Below are 21,361 nucleotides of genomic sequence, written 5' to 3' on the forward strand. Positions count from 1 at the left end.
CATGGTCTTCCAGGGCTCGAGCGCCGCCATCTCCCACACGGGCAAGGTGCGCTCCAACAACCAGGACTCCGGCTACGCCGGGTCCAACCTCTTCGTGGTCGCCGACGGCATGGGCGGCCACGCGGGCGGTGACGTCGCCTCGAGCCTGGCCATTCACCGCCTCACCGAACTCGACCAGCCCTTCACGACCCCCGCCGAAGCCGAGCACGCCATCCGCGACGCCCTCGCGGACACGGCAACCGAACTGATCGACACGGTCGCCCGCCGACCCGAGCTCGCCGGCATGGGTACCACCGTCAGCGCGCTGGTGATGGTCGACGACTACGCCGTCATCGGTCACATCGGCGACTCGCGCATCTACCTCTACCGCGACGACACGCTCACGCAGATCACCGCCGATCACACGTTCGTGCAGCGCCTCGTCGACTCCGGACGGATCACGCCCGAAGAAGCGCGCTACCACCCTCGTCGCTCCGTGCTCATGCGCGTTCTCGGAGACATGGACCCCGACCCCGAGGTCGACACGTTCATCATGCCGACGCAGGACGGCGATCGCTGGCTGCTGTGCTCCGACGGTCTGTCGGGCGTCGTGGACGACGCGCACACCACCCGCACGCTCGCTCTGGGCATGCCGCCCGCACGGACCGCCGACGCCCTGCTCAAACAGGCGCTCGACGGTGGCGCCCCCGACAACGTCACCGTCGTCCTCGTCGACGTCGGCGGGCAGCATCCGGTGTTCATCGGCACCCCGACCATCGTCGGCTCGGCCTCGAATCCGAGCGGTGTGGTCGTTCCCGCCGCACGCCCCGGTCGCTCGAACTGGCTGCACCCTGCGCGCCAGGCGGCGAATGAGCCCACGCACTTCGAACCCGCCGCCGAGTTCCTCGAGGAACTCATCGAAGAAGACCGTCGCCGCGCTCGACGCCGACGCCTGGGGTGGCTTGCCGCACTCCTGGTGGTGCTCGTCGGCATCGGGCTCGCCCTCTTCGCGGGCTACAACTGGACCCAGACGCGGTACTACGTCGGCGCCGACGACAACTCGGTCGTCATCTATCGCGGCATCCAACAGTCCATCGGACCCCTGTCGCTGTCCACGGTGTATGAAGACACGAACATCGTGCTGGCCGACCTGTCCGACTTCGACCGGCAGACCGTCGAGGCCACGATCTCGGCGCGTTCGCTGTCCGATGCCGAGTTGATCGTCGACCGTCTGCGCCCGACCGAGGAGGCCGGCGGATGACCGATCAGAAGCCGACCCGTGAAGACCGGGTGTCCACCGACACGGCCGTCATGCGCGCGCTGAAGAAGATCCGGGTGCCCGCGACGCAGCGCAACCGCGAACTGGGCCTGCTCGTCTTCGCCATCGCGGTGTACGGCTCGGCGGTCGCCCTGGTGCAGCTCGGCGTGAGCGGCACGGTCGATCCCGCCTTCCTGACGCTGGCCGGGGTTCCGGCCGTGCTCGCGCTGGTCATGCACGTCGTGCTGCGCCTGCGTGCGCGCGACGCAGATCCGTTCGTTCTGCCGATCGCCACGGTGCTCACGGGCCTGGGCATCGCGATGATCTACCGCATCGACCTCGCCGACAAGGCCAGCGGGTGGGATGCCACCGGGAACCGCCAGATCGCCTGGGCGGTCATCGCGATGGTCATCGCCCTGGCCGTGCTGATCTTCGTGCGCAACTACCGCGTGCTGTTCCGCTACACCTACCTCTTCGGCCTCGTCGGCATCCTGCTGCTCCTGCTGCCGTTCGTTCCGGGACTGGGCACCGACCAGAACGCCGATGTCTGGGTGTCGCTCGGTTTCGTGTCGTTCCAGCCGGGTGAACTGGCGAAGATCTGCCTGGCGATCTTCTTCGCCGGGTACCTCGTCCGCACCCGCGAGAGCCTCACCTCCACCGGCACGCGCTTCCTGTTCATGACCTGGCCGCGCGCCCGCGAGCTCGGACCGGTGCTCATCATCTGGCTCGTGTCGCTCGGCATCATCGTGCTCCAGCGCGACCTCGGTACCGGACTGCTCATCTTCGGCATGTTCGTGGCGATGCTGTACGTCGCCACCGGAAAGACGAGCTGGGTGTTCATCGGCCTCGTGCTCGTCGGCGTGGGCGCGTTCCTGGCATCCCGCGTCCTGCCCTACGTGAACGGCCGCTTCGCCAACTGGTTGAACGCGTTCGACCCCGACGTCGTGAACCGCGACGGCGGCAGCTACCAGCTGGTCCAGGGCATCTTCGGTCTCGCGCACGGCGGCCTGTTCGGCACCGGCCTGGGTCAGGGGCGCCCCTACATCACCCCGCTATCGCAGAGCGACTACATCGTGCCGAGCCTGGGCGAGGAGCTGGGACTGGTGGGCCTGTTCGCGATCCTGGCGCTGTACATGGTGTTCGCCAGCCGTGGCATCCGGGTCGGGCTCGCCGGGCAGGACGACTTCGGCAAACTGCTCGCGACGGGCTTCTCGTTCACCATCGCCCTGCAGGTGTTCATCATGGTCGGCGGCGTGACGCGGGTCATTCCGCTCACCGGTCTCACGACCCCGTTCCTGGCGGCGGGTGGTTCCTCGCTCATCGCCAACTGGATCATCGTGGCGTTCCTGCTGCGCATCTCGGATGCCGTCCGCAGCCGTCCGCGGGTGGTGATCGGCTGATGCCCCTGTCGTCCGTACCGTTCATCACCGCACACCCGGAGGAGGCATCGTGACCAAAGAACTGCGACGCCTCAGCATCGTGATGCTCGCGATGTTCCTGGCACTGTTCGCCTCGACGAGCATCATCCAGGTCGCTCAGGCCAACGATCTGACCAACACCACCGGCAACACCCGTGCCCTCTACGACTCGTACGAGATCCAGCGGGGGTCGATCATCGCCAGCGGAGCCGCGATCGCCTCGTCGGTCCCCTCCAACGACGTGTACAGCTGGCAGCGGCAGTACGTGGATGCCGACATGTGGGCGCCCGTGACCGGATACATGAACGCGGTGCTCGATTCCAAGACCCGCATCGAGGCCGCCGAGAACACGGTCCTGAGCGGCTCGGACTCGAAGGACTTCTTCTCGCGCATCGAACGGGCCATCACCGGGCAGGCACCGCGCGGCTCGAATGTCGAGCTCTCCCTCAACGCGAACGTCCAGAAGGCGGCGTGGGACGCGCTCGGCGATCAGCAGGGCGCCGTGGTGGCCATCGAGCCGTCGACCGGACGCATCCTCGCCATGGTGTCGAAACCGAGCTTCGACACCAACATCCTCGCCTCCCACGACACCGACGCCGTCAACGCGGCCTACGACCAGCTCGTGGCGGATCCGTCGAAGCCCTTGGTGAACCGGGCGATCGAAGGCGACATGAACCCGCCCGGCTCGACGTTCAAGCTCGTCGTGGCCTCGGCGGCCCTGGCATCCGGTCGCTACACCCCCGACTCGTCGTTCCCCAACCTGGCCGCGTACACGCTGCCGCAGTCGACGAACGTCGTCAGCAACGCCGGCGGCGGCACCTGTGGCGGGGGCGACACCGTCACGATCGCGACGGCTCTGCGCCTCAGCTGCAACATCCCGTTCGCCGAACTGGCGGTCGAGCTGGGCGATGACGCCATCCGGGCCGAGGCCGAGAAGTACGGCTTCAACAAGAAGTTCTCAATGCCGCTGGAGTCCACCGCGTCGACCTATCCCGCCGCGCCGAACGCGCCGCAGACCGCGCTGAGCGGATTCGGACAGGGCGACGTGCGCGCGACCCCCCTGCAGATGGCGATGGTCTCGGCCGGCATCGCGAACGGCGGAATGGTGATGAACCCCCGCATGGTCGACCGGGTGAGTCAAGCCCGATCTGTCGGTCGCCGCCGAGGGGTCCAACAGCGAGTTCGGCCGCGCTCTCGACCAGAACCTGGCCGCGGAGATGGTCACGATGATGACGGCGAACGTCCAGGACGGCGCGGCATCGAATGCAAGAATAGACGGGGTCCAGGTGGCGGGTAAGACCGGCACCGCGGAGAACGATTCCCGTCCCTACACTCTCTGGTTCACCGGCTTCGCACCGGCGGACGACCCCCAGGTCGCCGTCGCCGTGGTGGTCGAAAACGGCGGAGGCCAGGGGCAGAGCGGGAGCGGCAACGAGATCGCCGCCCCGATAGCAAAGAAGGTCATGGAGGCGGTGCTGGGTAAATGAGACCGACACAGGGTGTGACCTTCGGCGGGCGGTACGAGCTCGATTCGCGGATCGCGATCGGCGGCATGGGCGAGGTCTGGGAAGCGACCGATCACGTCATCGGACGAACCGTCGCGATCAAGATCCTCAAAGACGAGTACATGGGCGATCCCGGTTTCCTCGAGCGCTTCCGCGCCGAGGCCCGTCACGCCGCACTCGTCAATCACGAGGGCATCGCCAGCGTCTTCGACTACGGCGAAGAGAACGGCAGCGCCTTCCTCGTGATGGAGCTCGTCCCCGGCGAAGCCCTGTCGACGATCCTCGAGCGCGAGGGGTCGCTGTCCACCGACAAGACGCTCGACATCGTCGCCCAGACCGCAGCCGCCCTCCAGGCCGCGCACGCGGCGGGTCTCGTGCACCGCGACATCAAGCCGGGCAACCTGCTGATCACCCCCGACGGCCGCGTCAAGATCACCGACTTCGGCATCGCGCGCATCGCCGACCAGGTACCGCTCACCGCGACCGGCCAGGTCATGGGCACCGTGCAGTACCTCTCGCCCGAGCAGGCTTCGGGGCACCCCGCCTCGCCGGCGACCGACACCTATTCGCTCGGCATCGTCGCGTACGAGTGCCTCGCGGGCAAGCGCCCCTTCACGGGCGAGTCGCAGGTGGCCATCGCGATGGCACAGATCAACGAGCAGCCCGCACCCCTGCCGCCCACCGTGGCCGTCCCGGTGCAGAACCTCGTCATGGCGATGATCGCGAAGAAGCCCGAAGACCGCCCCGCATCGTCGGCCGCCGTCTCGCGCGCCGCCACCGCGCTGCGCCGCGGCGACCTCGCGGCTGCGGCCGCGGCTGTCCCGGCGATCGCCGCGGGAGCCGCCGTCGTCGACGACGCCACGCAGCTGCTCACGGCGGGTCGGACCTCCGCGACGACGCGCCTCTTGCCGTCCGCCGCCGCGGGAGCGGGAGCGACCTCGCTGCTGACCGAGAAGCACACCGAAGAAGACGCGGCGCCGCAGAAGAAGCGTTCACGCTGGACGTGGCCCCTCATCGCGCTGATCGCCCTTCTCGCGCTGATCCTCGGCGTGACGGTGTTCGGACTGCTCTCCAACCAGAACGACCCGGTCCCCGCGCCCACGAGCGACTCACCCACCGCATCGACTCCCACGCCCGCACCCTCGACGCCGACACCGACGCCGACTCCCACGTCGACGCGCGTCGAGGTGTCCTCGCTCGGGCTGATGGGCGAGACGTGTGACGACGCCCGCGGCATCCTCGAGACGAACGGCCTGGTGGCTGACTGCCGCGTCGGCAATGCCGCCACTACCGCGAGCGACGTCGGACTCATCTATGACGTCAACCCGACCGGTCGCGTCGACCAGGGCACCACGATCACCGTGACCGCCTACGCCGACGAGACTCCGTTGACCACTCCGGGCACGCCCACGCTGCCCGGGTCCTCCGTCGCCGCGGGAAGCGACATCCAGGTCTCATGGCAGCAGTACACCTGCCCGTCGGGTACCGGGTCGGTGAAGTCATACAACTTCACGGCAACCAACGGCACGTTCGACACGAACGGCCAGTCGACCGCGTCGTTCGCCCCCGATGCCCGCAACGCCTCGCTGAAGGTCAGCAACTCAACGGGCCAGACCCTGCGCGTCACATACACCGTCAGCTGCTCGGGCACCGACCGTACGGCCGGCCCGTCGGGCGAGGCGTCGGCGAACATCACCGGCGGCAACACGCCGAGCCCCTCTGCCACGGGCAACGGCTCGGCGACCAAGCCCTGACCTACCGCCCCCCCCACGCCAGGAGTTCCTTCGTGACCACTGAGACGCGCGTCCTTTCGGGGCGCTACCGCGTCGACGACCTCATCGGTCGCGGCGGCATGGCCAGCGTCTACCGCGGGTACGATCAGACGCTCGGGCGAACGGTCGCGATCAAGATCCTGAAGACCGACCTCGCTGGTGACGCGGCATTCCGCACGCGCTTCCGTCTCGAGGCGCAAGCGGCGTCGCGCATGGCGCACCCCACCATCGTTCGCGTTTTCGACGCGGGCGAAGACGTCGAGACGGGCGTGGACGGGCAGGATCGTCCCGTTCCCTACATCGTGATGGAGCTCGTCCAAGGGCGTCTGCTCAAAGACCTGATCGCCGAGGGGCCCGTTCCCACCGACGACGCGCTGCGGTACGTCGATGGAATCCTCGAGGCGCTCGAGTACTCGCACCGGGCGGGGGTGGTCCATCGCGACATCAAGCCGGGCAACGTGATGATCACCGAGGCCGGGCGTGTGAAGGTCATGGACTTCGGCATCGCCCGAGCCGTGTCGGATTCGTCTTCCACCGTCGCCGAGACCACAGCGATCATCGGCACGGCGGCGTACTTCTCGCCCGAACAGGCGAAGGGCGAGTCGGTCGACGCGCGCGCCGACCTGTACTCCACCGGCGTCGTGCTCTACGAGCTGCTGACGGGACGACCGCCGTTCCGCGGCGACACCCCGGTCGCCGTCGCGTACCAGCACGTGAGCGAGGCGCCGCTCGCGCCCAGCGAGATCAACGAGTCCATCCCGCGGTCTCTGGATGCCATCGTGCTGCGCGCCCTTGCCAAAGACCCCTTCCAGCGCCCCCAGGACGCTGCGAGCTTCCGCGAGGCCCTCGACGAGACGGCGGAGGGCAGGGCGCCGAGCAAGCGTCAGATGTCGGCGCTGTCGAACGAGCTGTACGGCCCGAATCCCCGCCAGGCCGCCGAGACGGCCCGCTCGCTTCGTCAGCTCAGCACCGACACGACCATGCGCCGCACGCAGGCCGGCCCGCCGGTGGCGTGGATCTGGGCGGGGGTGACGGTCCTGGCCGTCCTCCTCGTCGCCGTCCTCATCTGGGTCATGCAGATCCAGCAGTCCGAGGAGGTCCCGACCACCTCGGTCTCGGTACCGAACGTCGTCGACATGTCGTACGAGCGCGCGGTCGAGACGCTCGAGGCAGAGCAGATGACGGCCAGCCGGGTCAACGAGCCGAGCGAGAAGATCGCAGCCGGGAATGTGGTGCGCACGACCCCCGAGGCCGCCACCACCGTCAGCGCTGGTCAGCAGGTCACGCTCTATGTCTCCACGGGTCCCGACACCGCCACGGTGCCGACCCTCGACGGGATCAACGAGAGCGAGGCGCGTTCGGCCATCGAGGCGGCCGGTCTGTCAGTCGGTTCGATCCGACGACAGAACGACCCCGCTCTGGCGGGCGGAACCGTCATCTCGTCGAGTGTCGAGCAGGGTGCCGCGGTCGCCAAGGGCACCACGGTCAACCTCGTCGTCGCGAGTGGACAGGTCGTCATCGTCGACTACACGGGCTACACGGTCGATGCGGCCAAGCGCGGGCTCGAGTCCACCGACAAGCAGTTGACGGTGCAGGTCACGCAAGACCCCGGATGCCGGGCCACGAACCCGGCGACGGTGGCGACGCAATCGCTGGCTCCGGGCGAGGTACCGGTGCACAGCGAGATCACGCTCACGACCTGCTCGGGCTCCTGAATCGGCGCGGGTGCAGCAGCCGACCGCGGGCCGCTGCGCCCGTGAGACCGGCATCCTCGAGCCATCGTCCGAGCAACAGATGGCCTCCGTCGGTCAAGACGCTCTCGGGGTGGAACTGCACGCCCTCGATGGGGGCGCTGCGGTGCCGGATCCCCATGACCACCCCGGATTCGGTGCGCGCGGTGACTTCGAGCACGGGGGGTATCGTTGCGGGATCGACCGCCAGCGAGTGGTACCGCGTCGCGACGAAACCATTGGGCAGATCCGCGAACACGCCGGCGCCTTCGTGATGGATGGCACTGGTGAGGCCATGCATCAGCTCGGGGGCATGGTCCACCCGTGCCCCGAAAGCCGAGGCGATCGCTTGGTGGCCGAGACAGACCCCCAGCAGGGGCATCCCCGAGGCAAAGGCGTCGCGGACCACGGCGATCGACTGACCGGCCGCGAGTGGGTGACCAGGACCCGGTGAGACGAGCACGGCGTCGGCGCGTGACGCGATGATCTCACGAAGCCCAGGATCGTCTGCCGCCACCGTCTGGGTGCGGGCGCCCAGGTCGCTGACGTAGCCGGCCAGGGTGTGCACGAAGCTGTCGTGGTTGTCGACGACCACCACGCGCCGTGTGTTCACTCGACGGTGACCTCTTGGGGGTAGACGATGTCGCTCACCCACGGGAACACGTAGAAGAAGAGCGCGTAGAGCACCGCGGCCACCAGGACCAGCACGACGAGTAGCCGTACCCACCAGGGACCGGGAAGGACGCGCCAGAGGGCTCCGTACATCAGGCGGCTCCAGAGGTCAGCGACACCGGGGGACCGGCATCTGTTCGCGGGGTGAACGATTCGAAGACGCCGTACGCGATGGCGCGCTCCGAGAACCCGTATCGCGGGCTGCACGTCGTCATCGTGATGACGCGGTCCGTGGCCTCGATCTGCGGCGCCTGCGGGAACGGAAGCAGCACGTTCACGCCTTCGGGTCGCACGTACTCGAGGTTGCGGAAGCGGTAGGTGTACCAGCCGCCCTGGGTCTCGACGACGATCGCATCGCCGATGCGCAGCGAGGGGAGATCGGCGAACGGTGCGCCGTGGCTTCCGCGATGACCGGCAATGGCAAAGTTTCCCACCTGACCCGGCATGGCGGTGTCGGGGTAGTGGCCGATGCCGATCGGGTCGAGCGTGCGTCCGGCGCTGACGCCGCCGGCGAGCTTGAACTGCCAGTCGGAGCCCAGGCGGGGCACCCGCAGCACCCCGAACACCTCGGCATCGCCGGGCTGGTCCAGTGCGGGAGGCTCCGCGGTCGCCGGACCGGTCGTCCCGGGAGTCGGCGTCACGGTGGGGGCCGAACTCGTGGGAGCGCTGGTCGCCCACTGCTCGGTCAGGTCACCGGCTTCATCTTTGAACTGTGAACCGATGATGGCGTCGCCGATCCACAGCTGCCAGACGACGAACAGCAGTACGACCACCCCGGCGGTGAGGAGAAGATCTCCGATGACCCCGATGACCGTCACGCGGCGACGCTGACCGCGCGCACCACGTCTGCTGCGTCGGGTCGGCGCTTGCTCGATGGTGTGCACGGGGTGATTCTAGTTCCGCGGGTCGAGGGCTACCTGAGCATTAGACTGAGCCGCATGGCTCGAACTGGCAAAGGCGAAGACCCGATCGCTGAGCGCAACGAAGGCGGATCGGCACCGAACCCCGTGTGGTTCCTGCCCATCATGATCGGCCTCATGCTCATCGGCCTCGTATGGGTTCTGGTGTTCTATCTCAGCAACTCACAGTTCCCCGTGCCCGGCATCGGACCGTGGAACCTCGTCATCGGCTTCGGGATCGCTTTCATCGGGTTCCTCATGACGACGCGCTGGCGCTGATCGCCGTCGGAGTTACACCCGTGTAATTCTCCCCAGGCTGTGGATGAACCTGTGGATAACTCTCAGACGTACGCCACGGCCGGGATCGCGAGCAACCCGACGAGCACGACACAAAGTGCCACGAGCAGACCGATCTGAAGGCCGCGCTGCCGTGGCGCACGGGTACGTGCGTAGATGAGCCCGACAACCGCTCCGGTGGCGAGACCGCCCAGGTGCGCCTGCCACGAGACACCCACCGCGGCGAGGGAACCCGCGAAGTCGCCCGTGCCGATCGCCTGGATGCCCGCGACCACGAACGGCCAGGCGAAGTTGATCCCGATGATGACGGCGATCGCGCGAATGTCGGCACCGATGTGTCGCCCGATCACGAGCAGCGCTCCGAAGAGGGCGAAGATCGCCCCCGAGGCCCCGACCGTCCACACACCGGGCGCGAGCAGCGCCACCGCGACCGAGCCGCCCAACGTCCCGATCACGTAGAGCGTGAGGAAACGCGCACGTCCGAGCAGCGGCTCGAGATTGCGCCCCATGAACCACAGCGCCAGCATGTTCAGTGCCACGTGGAAGAACCCACCGTGCACGAGCGCGACCGTGAACAGCCGCCAGGGCTGCAGGACCCCTGCCTGCGGGAGGAGGAAGACGCTGTTGAACGCCAGGAGGTTCGACAGCAGGGTTCCGACGCCCGGGATCAGGCCGATGATGTACACCAAGCCGGTGATCGCGATGATCCCGAGGGTCATGCGCGGACGGTCGGGAGACACGATCGCCATCGGACGAGCCGCCCACCGACGCTGAGCCTTCTTCTGCGCCGGCGTCTGCGCGGCACGCTGCTGCGCCATGCACTCGGGGCAGATGACGCCGACGGCGGCGGGTGTACGACACTCCGAGCACACGGTTCGCATGCACCGCTGGCAGAGGACGAAGCTCTGCCGGTCAGGATGCCGGTAGCAGAAGTTGTCGCTGTTGCGACGGAACTCCTCGGTGGTGGACACCCGCCGTCGCCCGAAGGGTCAGACCGTGACGACGTCGACCGACTGGAGCACGACGGGCTCGATCGGACGGTCGCCGGCGGCGGTGCGGACGGAGGCGATGGCGTCGACGACCGCCTTGGACGCCTCGTCGGCGACCTCACCGAAGATCGTGTGCTTACCCTGCAGCCAGGGCGTGGGGTCGGTGGTGATGAAGAACTGCGAGCCGTTGGTGCCCTCGGCCTGACCCGTGATGGCGTTGCGACGCAGGCCGGCGTTGGCCATGGCGAGCTTGTAGGGCGCGGTGAAATCGAGCTCGGGGTGGATCTCGTCGTTGAAGGTGTAGCCGGGACCGCCGATTCCCTGACCGAGGGGGTCGCCGCCCTGGATCATGAAGTTGGGGATGATGCGGTGGAAGATGACGTCTTTGTAGAGAGGACCCTCGCCCTTGGCGCCGGTCGCCGGGTTCGTCCACTCCTGCGTTCCGTCGGACAGACCGACGAAGTTGCGGACGGTCCGGGGCGCGTGATCGCCGAAGAGGTTGACGACGATATCGCCGTGATTGGTGTGCAGGGTCGCGACGGCGGTGTGGTTGGCCATGGGTACATTCTCTCAGAACTATCTGCAAGGGTCGGCGGCGCAGGGCGCGCGTTCTGGCAAGATGAACGCAACGTACATCCCATCGACAGGGAGGATGAGCCGTGGGCCTCAGCCGCAAGAGCAAGAAGGAACTGCGCAAGCTCCAGAAGCACGCCGCCAAGGTGTGGGAGTCGCAGCAGGTGCTGCTGGGCGAGAGCGGGAAGGTCGCTCGTGAAGCAGGCCACCAGCTCGGTCGCTTCAGCCGCGAAGACCTCGTCCCCGCCGTGCAGGACGGCTACCACAAGTACGCCGCGCCGTACGTCGACAAGAGCGTGAAGTACAGCAACCGGTTCCTCAGCACCAAGCTCGTGCCCGCCGCGGGCGCCGTGGTCGGGGGCGCCCTGTCTGTGTGGGACGCCGCGGGCGACACCCGCGACCGTCTGGCGAAGGGTCGTGGGTTCGAACTCGACGCGCACAAGTACGCCAAGCGCGCCGAGAAGTACGGAAAGCAGGCCACCAAGCGCCTCGCCAAGAAGCTTCCCGCACAGAACGACGGCATCGGCGCCGGTGGCGTCATCGCCATCGTCCTCGGTGTGATCGCTGCTGCCGGCGTCGCGTACGCGGCCTGGCAGACGCTGCGCGCCGACGACGAGCTTTGGGTGGCCGACGACCCGCTTCGTGCGCCGGACGCGTGAGCGACCCCACCATCAGAGTAAGAGAGGCCGCGCGCGAGCGCGGCCTCTGTGTCGATGTACGCGCACGGCCCGCCGCGGCGAACCTCGACGAGGCGGCGTCGCTGCTCGGCATCCCCTCCGCCTCGATCGTGAAGACCCTCGTGGTCAAACGCTCCGATGACACCTACCTGTTCGCCCTTGTTCCCGGCGACCGTGCCATCTCGTGGCCGAAGCTGCGCTCGGTCGTCGGCGTGAACAAGCTGCGGCTCCCCGAGCCCGACGTCGCCCTGGCAGCGACCGGGTACGAACGCGGAACGATCGTCCCCATCGGCAGCTCGACGGCCTGGCCTGTCTACGCCGACGAGCGCATCGTCGGTACGCGCATCGCTATGGGGGCGGGGGCGCACGGCTACAGCCTCTTCGTCGATGCCGACGACCTCCTCTCGGTCTATGGCGCCGTGGTGGCCGATATCAGCACGGAGCGCGCCTGACGGCGCTCACGAGCTCAGCAGCCCCGCCATGCGCAGGGCGATGTCGACGAGTTGCACGCGTCTGATCTTGCGCGTCGCCTGCAGGGTGAACCACTCCGCCCGGTCGGTGGAGCCATCGACCTCGTTGCGCAGGTGTCCTCCGACGATGCGCGCGCGATAGACGATCCGTAGCGCGTGCAGCGGCCCCGTCGCGTCCTCGCGCGTGCGGGCCGGGATGACCCGGGAATGGATGCCGAGGAGCTCGTCGACGACGACCCGATAGCCGGTCTCTTCGCGCACTTCGCGCCGAACGGCGTGGAACGGGTCTTCACCGTCTTCGAGGCCCCCGCCGGGCAGCGTCCAGGCGGCACGGCGTCCATGGACCCAGTGGGCGAGCAGCACACGGTCATCGGCGTCGGTGACGACGGCGTACGCGGCGACCCGCATGTCCATGAGCCGACTCTAGCGAGACGGTCGCACCCGTGTCGTCGCCCGGGAGCGGAACACCCCGGCGACGTCGGGCTGAAACGAGAAGAGCCGGTCCGAGAGGACCGGCTCTTTCGATGTTGTGGAGCCTAGGAGATTCGAACTCCTGACATCCTGCTTGCAAAGCAGGCGCTCTACCAGCTGAGCTAAGGCCCCGAGAGGGAAGGGGTGGGGCTACCAGGACTTGAACCTGGGACCTCTTCATTATCAGTGAAGCGCTCTAACCGCCTGAGCTATAGCCCCGTCTCGCTGACGTGATGTCAACCTCGAAGACTTTACCGGACTCGCGAGGTTTTGACGAATCGGTGTCAGTTCGAGGTGAACCCGACGAGCAGACCACCCGTCACCTTGACGGCGAGGTTGTAGATCCCGGCCATCACGGCGCCCAAGACCGTCACCACCACGAGGTTGAGGATCGCGACGATCGCGGCGAAGGCCATGACCTGTGGCAGCCCGACGTACTGCGAGAGTGTGGCCCCACCGTCGGTGAAGCTGGTGAAGAACTCGTCGAGCTTGCTCAATAGCGTCGCCGAGACGACGAGGTAGATCAGGAAGTACGACACGACGGTCACGATCGCCATGGCGACTGCCACCAGGAACGACAGCTTCACGGCCGACCAGAAGTCGATGTAGACCAGGCGCAGACGCACCTGCTTGGCAGGGGTCTTGTGAGTCGACTTCTTGGCGAGTTTGTCGGCTACCGTGCTCATGCGTCAGTACTTTCCTCGGGGGTCTCGGGAGCGGAGACTGCGTCCTCGACCGCATCGGCTGCGGTGGGCTCCGTGGGCGTCTCCGTCGTCTCGGCCAGGTTTCGCTCGGCGTTGCGGGCGATCGCGATGATCCTGTCGTCGCCTCCTGCGCGGGCGAACACGACACCCATCGTGTCGCGCCCCTTGGCAGGTACCTCGGCCACGGCAGAGCGTACCACCTTGCCGCTGGCAAGAACCACGAGGACCTCGTCGCTCTCCGACACCATCATGCCGCCCGCGAGAACGCCGCGATCGTCGGTCAAACGCGCCACCTTGATACCCAGTCCACCGCGGTTCTGCATGCGGTATTCGGTCACGGCCGTGCGCTTGGCGTAACCGCCCTCGGTCACGACGAAGACGAACTCGTCGTCCTTCGCGACCGATGCCGACAGCAGGCTGTCTCCCTCACGGAAGTCCATACCCTTCACACCCGAGGTCGACCGGCCCATGGGGCGAAGGGCACTGTCGGTCGCCGAGAACCGCAGCGACATCCCCAGGCGGCTGATCAGCAGGATGTCGTCGCCCTCGTCGACGAGCAGCGCGCTGACGAGCTCATCCGCGCCGCCCTGCTCGGCTTCCTCGCCCTCCTCCACGGCCTGGCCGCGGAGCTTGATCGCGATGACACCGCCCTGGCGATTCGTGTCGTACTCGGTGAGACGCGTCTTCTTCACCAGGCCACCGCGAGTGGCGAGCACCAGGTAGGTGGCCACGTTGTAGTCGCGGATGTCGAGGATCTGCGCGATCTCCTCGTCGGGCTGCAGCGCGAGCAGGTTCGCGACGTGCTGGCCCTTGGCATCCCGCCCGGCTTCGGGCACCTCGTACGCCTTCGAGCGGTACACGCGGCCCTTGTTCGTGAAGAACAGCAGCCAGTGATGCGTCGTCGTAACGAAGAAGTGCTCGACCACGTCGTCGGCGCGCAGCTGCGCGCCCTTGACGCCCTTGCCACCACGATGCTGCGAGCGGTAGTTGTCGCTGCGCGTGCGCTTGATGTATCCGTCACGGGTGACCGTGACGACCATCTCTTCTTCCGCGATGAGGTCTTCGATCGACACGTCACCGTCGAATCCGTGCAGGATCTCGGTGCGGCGGTCGTCGCCGAAGCGATCGGTGATCGCGGTGAGCTCCTCGCGGATGATCGTGCGCTGACGAGCGGGGGTGGCGAGGATGTCGTTGTAGTCCGCGATGCGGGCCTCGAGCTCCGTCGCCTCGTCGACGATCTTCTGCCGCTCGAGGGCCGCCAGACGACGCAGCTGCATATCGAGGATCGCCTGCGCCTGCACCTCGTCGATGTCGAGAAGCTTCTGCAGGCCCTCATTGGCATCCTGAGCCGTCGGCGACCGACGGATGAGCGCGATGACCTCGTCGAGCGCATCGAGCGCCTTGAGGTAGCCACGCAGGATGTGCATGCGCTCTTCGGCCTTGCGCAGGCGGTACCGCGTGCGGCGGACGATGACCTCGACCTGGTGGTCGATCCACAGGCTGATGAAGCCGTCGAGCGACAGCGTGCGCGGCACGCCGTCGACGATCGCGAGCATGTTGGCGCCGAAGTTCTCTTGCAGCTGGGTGTGCTTGTAGAGGTTGTTCAGCACGACCTTGGCGACGGCGTCGCGCTTGAGCACGACGACCAGGCGCTGCCCGGTACGGCCCGAGCTCTCGTCGCGGATGTCGGCGACACCGGTGATCTTGCCCTCGCGGGCCAGGTCGCCGATCTTCACCGCGACGTTGTCGGGGTTGACCTGGTACGGCAGCTCGGTGATCACCAGACACGTACGGCCCTGGATCTCCTCGATGTTGACGACGGCGCGCATCGTGATGGAGCCGCGGCCGGTGCGGTACGCGTCTTTGATGCCGCGGGTGCCGAGGATCTGCGCGCGGGTGGGGAAATCCGGTCCCGGGATGCGCTCCATGAGCGCTTCGAGCAGCTCTTCGCGCGTGGCATCCGGGTTCTCCAGGGCCCACAGGGCGCCGGCCGAGACCTCGCGCAGGTTATGCGGCGGGATGTTGGTCGCCATGCCGACCGCGATGCCGACCGAGCCGTTGACCAGCAGGTTCGGGAAGCGTGCCGGCAGCACCGTCGGCTCCTGCGTCTGGCCGTCGTAGTTGTCTTGGAAGTCGACGGTCTCTTCTTCGATGTCGCGCACCATCTCGAGCGCGAGGGGAGCCATCTTCGTCTCGGTGTAACGCGGGGCCGCGGCGCCCTGGTTGCCGGGCGAGCCGAAGTTGCCCTGCCCGAGAGCGAGCGGGTAGCGCAGCGACCACGGCTGCACGAGACGCACGAGGGCGTCGTAGATGGGGGCGTCACCGTGGGGGTGGTAGTGACCCATGACCTCGCCGACGACGCGGGCGCACTTCGAGAACGACTTGTCGGGACGGAAGCCGCCGTCGTACATGCCGTAGATCACACGGCGGTGCACGGGCTTGAGGCCGTCGCGCACGTCGGGCAGTGCGCGACCGACGATCACGCTCATGGCGTAGTCGAGGTAGCTCCGCTGCATCTCGAGCTGCAGATCGACCTGGTCGATCTTGCCGTGGTCGTGCGCCGGCTCGCCCCGGACGTCGTCGGGTTCGGGCGTGATGTCGTCAGCCATGTCTTCTCAGTTCCGTAATGCGTGTTCGTCGATCAGCGCGGGGCAGGATCAGATGTCGAGGAAGCGGACGTCTTTGGCGTTGCGCTGGATGAAGCTCCGGCGCGACTCGACGTCTTCTCCCATCAGCACCGAGAAGATCTCGTCGGCCGCCGCGGCGTCATCGATGGTGACCTGCTTCAACGTGCGCGTCTGCGGGTCCATCGTCGTCTCCCACAGCTCGTGGTCGTTCATCTCGCCGAGACCCTTGTAACGCTGGATGCCGTTGTCTTTCGGGATACGGTGGCCGGCGGCCTGCCCCTCGACGAGGAGCGCATCGCGCTCACGATCGCTGTAGGCGTACTCGTGAGGGTGGTTCGACCACTTGAGGCGATACAGCGGAGGCTGGGCGAGGTAGACGAAACCGGCCTCGATGAGCCCACGCATGTAGCGGAAGAGCAGCGTGAGCAGCAGCGTCGTGATGTGCTGGCCGTCGACGTCGGCATCGGCCATCAGCACGATCTTGTGGTACCGGGCCTTCGCCATGTCGAAGTCCTCGCCGATACCCGTGCCGAAGGCCTGGATCATCGCCTGGACTTCCTTGTTGCCGAGAGCGCGATCGAGGCGGGCGCGTTCGACGTTGAGGATCTTGCCGCGCAACGCCAGGATCGCCTGCGTGTGGGGATCGCGCCCCTGCACCGCCGACCCTCCGGCCGAGTCACCCTCGACGAGGAAGATCTCGCTGATCGAGGGGTCTTTCGACGTGCAGTCCTTGAGCTTGTCGGGCATGGCCCGCCGACTCGAAGACACTCTTGCGACGCGCCGTCTCGCGGGCCTTGCGAGCGGCGAGACGGGCCGTCGCCGCGTCGATCGCCTTGCGGATGATGTTCTTCGCCTGCCCCGGATTGCGGTCGAACCAGTCGCCCAGCTTGTCGCCGACGACCTTCTGCACGAACGCGCGCGCCTCGGTGTTGCCGAGCTTGGTCTTGGTCTGACCCTCGAACTGCGGCTCCGACAGCTTCACCGAGATGACCGCGGTCAGCCCCTCGCGGATGTCGTCGCCGGTGAGGTTGTCGTCCTTCTCTTTGAGAAGATTGTTCGCGCGTGCATAGCGGTTGACGAGCGTCGTCAGCGCCGCGCGGAAGCCCTCTTCGTGCGTGCCGCCCTCGTGGGTGTTGATGGTGTTGGCGTAGGTGAAGACGTTCTCGGTGTAGGCGGTCGTCCACTGCATCGCCAGTTCGAGGGCGATGTGACGCTCGGCGTCCTCAGACTCGACCTCGATGATCTCGTCGTTGACGACGTCGGCCTTGCGAACGCGATTGAGGTGCTCGACGTAGTCGACCAGTCCGCGCTCGTACAGGAACGAGTCGTGACGGGCCTCGGTGACCTCTTCGCCCGGCTCACCCTCGGTGATGACGGACTGGGGCCGTTCGTCGCGGAGGCTGATGCGCAGACCCTTGTTCAAGAACGCCATCTGCTGGAAGCGCGTGCGCAGCGTGTCGTAGTCGAAGTCGATGGTGTCGAAGATCGTGGCATCCGGCCAGAAGGTGATCGACGTACCGGTCTTGTCGCTTTCTTCGCCCTTCTCGAGGGGGGCCAGCGGCACACCACCCGTGCGAAACGACTGACGCCACACGTGACCCTGGCGCTGGACCTCGACTTCGAGGCGCGTCGAGAGCGCGTTCACGACCGACGAACCGACGCCGTGCAGACCACCCGACACCGCGTAGCCGCCACCGCCGAACTTTCCGCCGGCGTGCAGCACGGTGAGCACGACCTCGACGGTCGACTTGCCCTCGGTGCGGTGCATGTCGACCGGGATACCGCGGCCGTTGTCGACGACGCGCACGGCACCGTCGCTGAGGATCGTCACGTCGATGGTGTCGCAGTAGCCGGCGAGGGCCTCGTCGACGGAGTTGTCGACGATCTCTTGGACGAGGTGATGCAGGCCCCGCTCGCCAGTGGAGCCGATGTACATGCCGGGGCGCTTACGCACGGCCTCGAGGCCCTCGAGCACCTGGATGGCGTCTGCCCCGTACTCGTTGGGAACCTTCGCGGCGGTGGCTTCGGGTTCCTCGGAAACGCTGTCGGGGTTTTCGGACGTCATGGGTACGCGCGCTCCAGATCGGTTCGTCGGAAGCTCCATCTTACCGCGCAGGGCCCGCAGAAATGGCGTGTACGCCCCTCCACGGGGATAAATCGACCCGTTTCAGGATCGACCATGACCTAACCGTAGGTATCGCGCGGACCGCGGCCTGGAACGGCTCTCGGCCCCCATTTCCAGGAGGGGACGTCGGGGCCTACGAACCGGATCGACTCCACCCCCGCTTCGGGGAAGCGCCGGACGATCTCCGACAGGATGTGCGCCCGCATCAACTGCAGCTGTTTCGCCCACGCCGTCGAGTCGGCCTGGACGGTGAGCATCCCCGCGTCCAGGGCGACGGGCCTCGTGTGTGCAGCGGTCTCGGCGCCGGCGACCTCGTCCCACGTGCGCACGAGGTCTTCCCGCGAGAGTTGAGGTTCCCATCCCGCCGTGCGGGTGAGCGCCGAGAGCACATCGCCGAGTCCCCGAGGATCACGGCCCGGGGCGAAGGGGGCGTTCTCGCCGTCGTCGGTTCGGCGACGACGCTTCTTCTTGCGATACGGAGACGGCTCAAGCCCCCGCAGCCGCAGGTAGGTCGCCATCGTCTCCGGCAGCTCGGCGTCGTCACTCATCGGTGTCTTCCCGGATTCGACCGGCTTCGACCCGCACGACGTGGGCGCGCAGCCCCGCCGGCACGTCTTCTTCGACCGCCGAGGTCACGATGACCTGCTCGTAGCCTCCCGCCAGGTCCGCGAGGCGCGCGCGGCGACCCGCATCGAGCTCCGCGAAGACGTCGTCGAGGATGAGCACGGGGTCGCCGAGCCGTGATTCCGCACGTAGCAGCTCCGCCGATGCGAGACGCAGTGACAGGGCCACCGACCAGGACTCGCCGTGCGAGGCGTATCCCTTCACCGGCAGCCCGCGTACCTTCAAGACGAGATCATCGCGGTGCGGCCCCACCAGCGTCAGGCCCCTCTCGAGCTCGGCCGACCTGCGTGCCGCGAGGGCGGACCGGAACTGCTCGGCGAGCGGCCCCGCTTCGGTGGATTCACCGGCATCGCCCTCTTCGGGGTCGCCACCGCCCACCGACAAGGCCCAGGCGAGATGCGGGTGATGGTCGGCGCCGGCGATCGCCGCGTATGCCCGCGCGACGGGCTCCAGAAGATCGGATGCCAGGGCCAACCGCGCCTCGATCACCTCGGTGCCGAGGGTGACGAGCTTGTCGTCCCAGACGTCGAGGGTGCTGAGCGCGTCGCCGCGCAGGCCCCGCGCGCGTGCAGACTTCAGCAGAGCGCTGCGCTGACGGAGCACGCGGTCGTAATCGCCGAGCACGCCGGCCATACGGGGGGTGCGCTGCACGATCAGCTGATCCGCGAACCGACGACGAGCAGACGGATCGCCCCTCACGATCTGCAGGTCTTCCGGTGCGAACAACACCACCTGCGCGTAACGCGGCAGCTCCGACGTGCGCACGTTGACGCCGTTGACGCGCGCCTTGTTCGCTCCCTGCCGGTTCACTTGGAGCTCCAACAGGACAGTGCGTTCTCCGTGAGCGAGCCGAGCGCGGACGATCGCGGCATCCATTCCGTCGCGCACCAACGGCGCATCGTTCGAGACACGGTGCGAGCCGAGTGTGGCCAGGTAGGCGACGGCCTCGACGAGGTTGGTCTTGCCCTGACCGTTACGGCCGACGAAAACATTCGCTCCCGCGGAGAGTGAGACGTCGGCGCCCGCGTAATTGCGGAAATCCTTCAGTCCGAGCTGCTCCACGATCACCGAGTCAGACTACCCGCCGCCTCCGACACGGTGCCGGGTCGACCTGTCAGCGCAGGAGGAGGTTGGGCTGGAGGAGGTACTTGAAGGTTCCCTCGCCGCCCTTGTCGACCGACGTCTGCGGCGTGATCAGCACGGGGCTGAGCTTGTTGGCGTTGTCGCTCGAGGTGAAGGTGATGCGCGTGAACTCGCTGCGCACCGCACCGAGGGACTCCAGCAGGTACTGCGGGTTCAGTCCGAGCGTGACCTCGTCGCCGACGAGAGTCGCGTCGACCGACTCGGTCGCGCGCGCTTGCTCGGTTCCCGACGCGTCCATCGACACACCCTCTGCACCGAAGCTGAAACGCAGAGGCGCGGAACGGTCGAGCACGAGCGCGACGCGGCGCACGGCCTCGGCGAGCTCGGCGGTGTTGACGACGCTGTGGTGCTCGGTCTGGGCGGGGAAAAGTCGCCGCACGGGCGGGAAGTTTCCCTTGATGAGCAGCGAGGTCACGGTCTTGTTCCCCGCCGTGAACGCGATGATCTCACGGTCACCCGAGCCCGAGAACGCGATCGAGATGTCGCCGCTGTGGGCGAAGGTCTTGCCGACTTCTTGGAGCGTGCGCGCGGGAACGAGCGCGGAAGTGGGCTCGTCGGATGCCGCGGCACCGCCGTCCCACGGAATCTCCCGCAGCGCGACACGGTAGCGGTCGGTCGCCACCAGGCTCAGCTGCGTGCCGGTGACCTCGAGCTGCACGCCGGTGAGAACCGGGGTGACGTCGTCTCGGGATGCGGCGAACGCCACCTGCGCGATGGCTGTGGCGAACTCGTCGGCGGGGACGAGACCGGACTCGCCTGTCACCTCGGGGATAGCCGGGTATTCCTGCACCGGCATGGAGGCGAGCGTGAATCGCGCCGAACCGCAGGTGAGCAGGATGCCTCCGTCGTCGTCGACGGCGATCTCAATCGGTGCGTTCGGCAGTCGGCTGGCGATGTCGCTGAGGAGTCGACCGTGGACGAGGATCGTACCCGGTTCGTCGACGGTCGCCTCGATCGTCGTGCGCGCGGAAGCTTCGTAGTCGAATGCGGCGAGGGTGAGTCCGTGCTCTCCGGCTTCGATGAGGACACCGGCCAGGATCGGCTGCGGATTGCGCTGCGGCAGGAGCTTGACCACGAACGAGACGGCTTCGCTGAACACATCGCGATTGACGTGGAACTTCACGGATGCTCCCTTGACGGCGGGTATGGCTTACCCATGCTAGTGCCACCGCTCGAACGAGCCGCGGACAGCCGTGGCTGTGCCGAGGTCATCGAATCTCTCTTAACAACGAGAAAGAGTCTTCATCTTGTTAACAGCTGTGGAGACTGTGGATAACTGACGACACGCGTGTTAACAGCAGGGAACTACACGGTTGTCACCTGTGGACACGCTGCGGACAGGCTGGGCAGTTAACAGCGATGACTCGATCGCCCGGAGAGCGTTCCTCCACAGGGCGGTCGATTTCCTACACAAGTCATCCGCAGCAA

General features: G+C 67.2%; 18 protein-coding genes, 2 tRNA genes and 2 pseudogenes. 8 read left to right on the top strand and 14 right to left on the bottom strand.

Translation table 11 applies throughout. From position 1 onward, the window contains the following. Position 1 precedes the first annotated feature (1 nt). From QE412_RS12390 to pknB, 5 genes and pseudogenes are all read left to right on the top strand, one after another. A complete protein-coding gene (locus QE412_RS12390) occupies positions 2 to 1,240 on the top strand; it encodes a PP2C family protein-serine/threonine phosphatase (protein WP_307484171.1) in 1,239 nt (412 codons plus the stop codon). Beyond that, positions 1,237 to 2,637 (top strand): FtsW/RodA/SpoVE family cell cycle protein, encoded by a 1,401-nt coding sequence (locus tag QE412_RS12395; protein WP_307484174.1) that lies wholly within the window; start codon positions 1,237 to 1,239, stop codon positions 2,635 to 2,637. Before QE412_RS12390 ends, QE412_RS12395 begins: the two co-directional genes overlap by 4 nt. Before the next feature lie 49 nt (positions 2,638 to 2,686). Then, positions 2,687 to 4,142, top strand: a pseudogene (locus QE412_RS12400) (peptidoglycan D,D-transpeptidase FtsI family protein). Further along, entirely contained in the window at positions 4,139 to 5,914 is a 1,776-nt protein-coding gene (locus QE412_RS12405) for a serine/threonine-protein kinase (protein ID WP_307484177.1), read from the top strand. Before QE412_RS12400 ends, QE412_RS12405 begins: the two are co-directional and overlap by 4 nt. A 32-nt stretch (positions 5,915 to 5,946) precedes the next feature. Beyond that, entirely contained in the window at positions 5,947 to 7,647 is a 1,701-nt protein-coding gene (gene pknB, locus QE412_RS12410; protein WP_307484180.1) for a Stk1 family PASTA domain-containing Ser/Thr kinase, read from the top strand. On the opposite strand, the gene QE412_RS12415 is transcribed toward pknB, so the two are convergent. The 3 genes from QE412_RS12415 to QE412_RS12425 are packed head-to-tail and all read right to left on the bottom strand — an operon-like array spanning position 7,625 to position 9,218. Continuing rightward, a complete protein-coding gene (locus QE412_RS12415; RefSeq protein WP_307484183.1) occupies positions 7,625 to 8,275 on the bottom strand; it encodes an anthranilate synthase component II in 651 nt (216 codons plus the stop codon). The genes pknB and QE412_RS12415 overlap by 23 nt on opposite strands. Further along, positions 8,272 to 8,427 (bottom strand): hypothetical protein, encoded by a 156-nt coding sequence (locus QE412_RS12420; protein ID WP_307484187.1) that lies wholly within the window; start codon positions 8,425 to 8,427, stop codon positions 8,272 to 8,274. The genes QE412_RS12415 and QE412_RS12420 overlap by 4 nt, the downstream gene beginning before the upstream one ends. Then, complete coding sequence (locus tag QE412_RS12425; protein WP_307484191.1) at positions 8,427 to 9,218, bottom strand: class E sortase; 792 nt, start codon at positions 9,216 to 9,218, stop codon at positions 8,427 to 8,429. The genes QE412_RS12420 and QE412_RS12425 overlap by 1 nt, the downstream gene beginning before the upstream one ends. Before the next feature lie 54 nt (positions 9,219 to 9,272). On the opposite strand from QE412_RS12425, the gene QE412_RS12430 reads away from it, so the two are divergent. Then, positions 9,273 to 9,512, top strand: a complete 240-nt coding sequence (locus QE412_RS12430) for a cell division protein CrgA (RefSeq protein ID WP_307484194.1) — start codon at positions 9,273 to 9,275, stop codon at positions 9,510 to 9,512. Between the two features lie 62 nt (positions 9,513 to 9,574). On the opposite strand, the gene QE412_RS12435 is transcribed toward QE412_RS12430, so the two are convergent. Together QE412_RS12435 and QE412_RS12440 are read right to left on the bottom strand one after the other, a co-directional pair. After that, positions 9,575 to 10,501, bottom strand: a complete 927-nt coding sequence (locus QE412_RS12435) for a rhomboid family intramembrane serine protease (protein WP_307484196.1) — start codon at positions 10,499 to 10,501, stop codon at positions 9,575 to 9,577. An 18-nt stretch (positions 10,502 to 10,519) separates the two neighbouring features. Continuing rightward, complete coding sequence (locus QE412_RS12440; RefSeq protein ID WP_307484198.1) at positions 10,520 to 11,077, bottom strand: peptidylprolyl isomerase; 558 nt, start codon at positions 11,075 to 11,077, stop codon at positions 10,520 to 10,522. A 101-nt stretch (positions 11,078 to 11,178) separates the two neighbouring features. On the opposite strand from QE412_RS12440, the gene QE412_RS12445 reads away from it, so the two are divergent. Beyond that, on the top strand, positions 11,179 to 11,751 hold the full coding sequence (locus QE412_RS12445) for a DNA helicase (RefSeq protein WP_307484202.1): 573 nt from the start codon (positions 11,179 to 11,181) through the stop codon (positions 11,749 to 11,751). Beyond that, positions 11,748 to 12,221: an aminoacyl-tRNA deacylase gene (locus tag QE412_RS12450; protein ID WP_307484204.1), complete on the top strand. Its 474-nt coding sequence runs from the start codon at positions 11,748 to 11,750 to the stop codon at positions 12,219 to 12,221. The genes QE412_RS12445 and QE412_RS12450 overlap by 4 nt, the downstream gene beginning before the upstream one ends. Positions 12,222 to 12,227: 6 nt before the next feature. On the opposite strand, the gene QE412_RS12455 is transcribed toward QE412_RS12450, so the two are convergent. The 9 genes and pseudogenes from QE412_RS12455 to dnaN form a co-directional block, all read right to left on the bottom strand. Continuing rightward, the gene (locus QE412_RS12455; RefSeq protein ID WP_307484207.1) at positions 12,228 to 12,653 is read right to left on the bottom strand and encodes an NUDIX hydrolase; all 426 of its coding nucleotides are present in this window, start codon (positions 12,651 to 12,653) and stop codon (positions 12,228 to 12,230) included. Between the two features lie 116 nt (positions 12,654 to 12,769). Beyond that, positions 12,770 to 12,842, bottom strand: a tRNA-Ala gene (locus QE412_RS12460). Between the two features lie 13 nt (positions 12,843 to 12,855). Next, positions 12,856 to 12,929, bottom strand: a tRNA-Ile gene (locus tag QE412_RS12465). Positions 12,930 to 12,994: 65 nt separating this feature from the next. Further along, positions 12,995 to 13,396, bottom strand: coding sequence for a DUF3566 domain-containing protein (locus QE412_RS12470; protein ID WP_307484209.1), 402 nt, complete (start codon positions 13,394 to 13,396; stop codon positions 12,995 to 12,997). Further along, positions 13,393 to 16,023: a DNA gyrase subunit A gene (gyrA, locus tag QE412_RS12475; RefSeq protein WP_307484211.1), complete on the bottom strand. Its 2,631-nt coding sequence runs from the start codon at positions 16,021 to 16,023 to the stop codon at positions 13,393 to 13,395. The genes QE412_RS12470 and gyrA overlap by 4 nt, the downstream gene beginning before the upstream one ends. A 48-nt stretch (positions 16,024 to 16,071) precedes the next feature. Beyond that, positions 16,072 to 18,106, bottom strand: a pseudogene (gene gyrB, locus QE412_RS12480) (DNA topoisomerase (ATP-hydrolyzing) subunit B). Between the two features lie 119 nt (positions 18,107 to 18,225). Further along, positions 18,226 to 18,714 carry a DUF721 domain-containing protein gene (locus QE412_RS12485; RefSeq protein ID WP_307484213.1) on the bottom strand — a complete coding sequence of 163 codons (489 nt, stop codon included), beginning with the start codon at positions 18,712 to 18,714 and terminating at the stop codon, positions 18,226 to 18,228. Further along, complete coding sequence (gene recF, locus QE412_RS12490; protein ID WP_307484217.1) at positions 18,707 to 19,858, bottom strand: DNA replication/repair protein RecF; 1,152 nt, start codon at positions 19,856 to 19,858, stop codon at positions 18,707 to 18,709. The genes QE412_RS12485 and recF overlap by 8 nt, the downstream gene beginning before the upstream one ends. Positions 19,859 to 19,904: 46 nt before the next feature. Beyond that, positions 19,905 to 21,056: a DNA polymerase III subunit beta gene (gene dnaN, locus QE412_RS12495; protein ID WP_307484220.1), complete on the bottom strand. Its 1,152-nt coding sequence runs from the start codon at positions 21,054 to 21,056 to the stop codon at positions 19,905 to 19,907. Positions 21,057 to 21,361: the final 305 nt, after the last annotated feature.

It is taken from the genome of Microbacterium trichothecenolyticum (assembly GCF_030818955.1).
In the GTDB taxonomy this organism is placed as follows: domain Bacteria; phylum Actinomycetota; class Actinomycetes; order Actinomycetales; family Microbacteriaceae; genus Microbacterium; species Microbacterium trichothecenolyticum_B.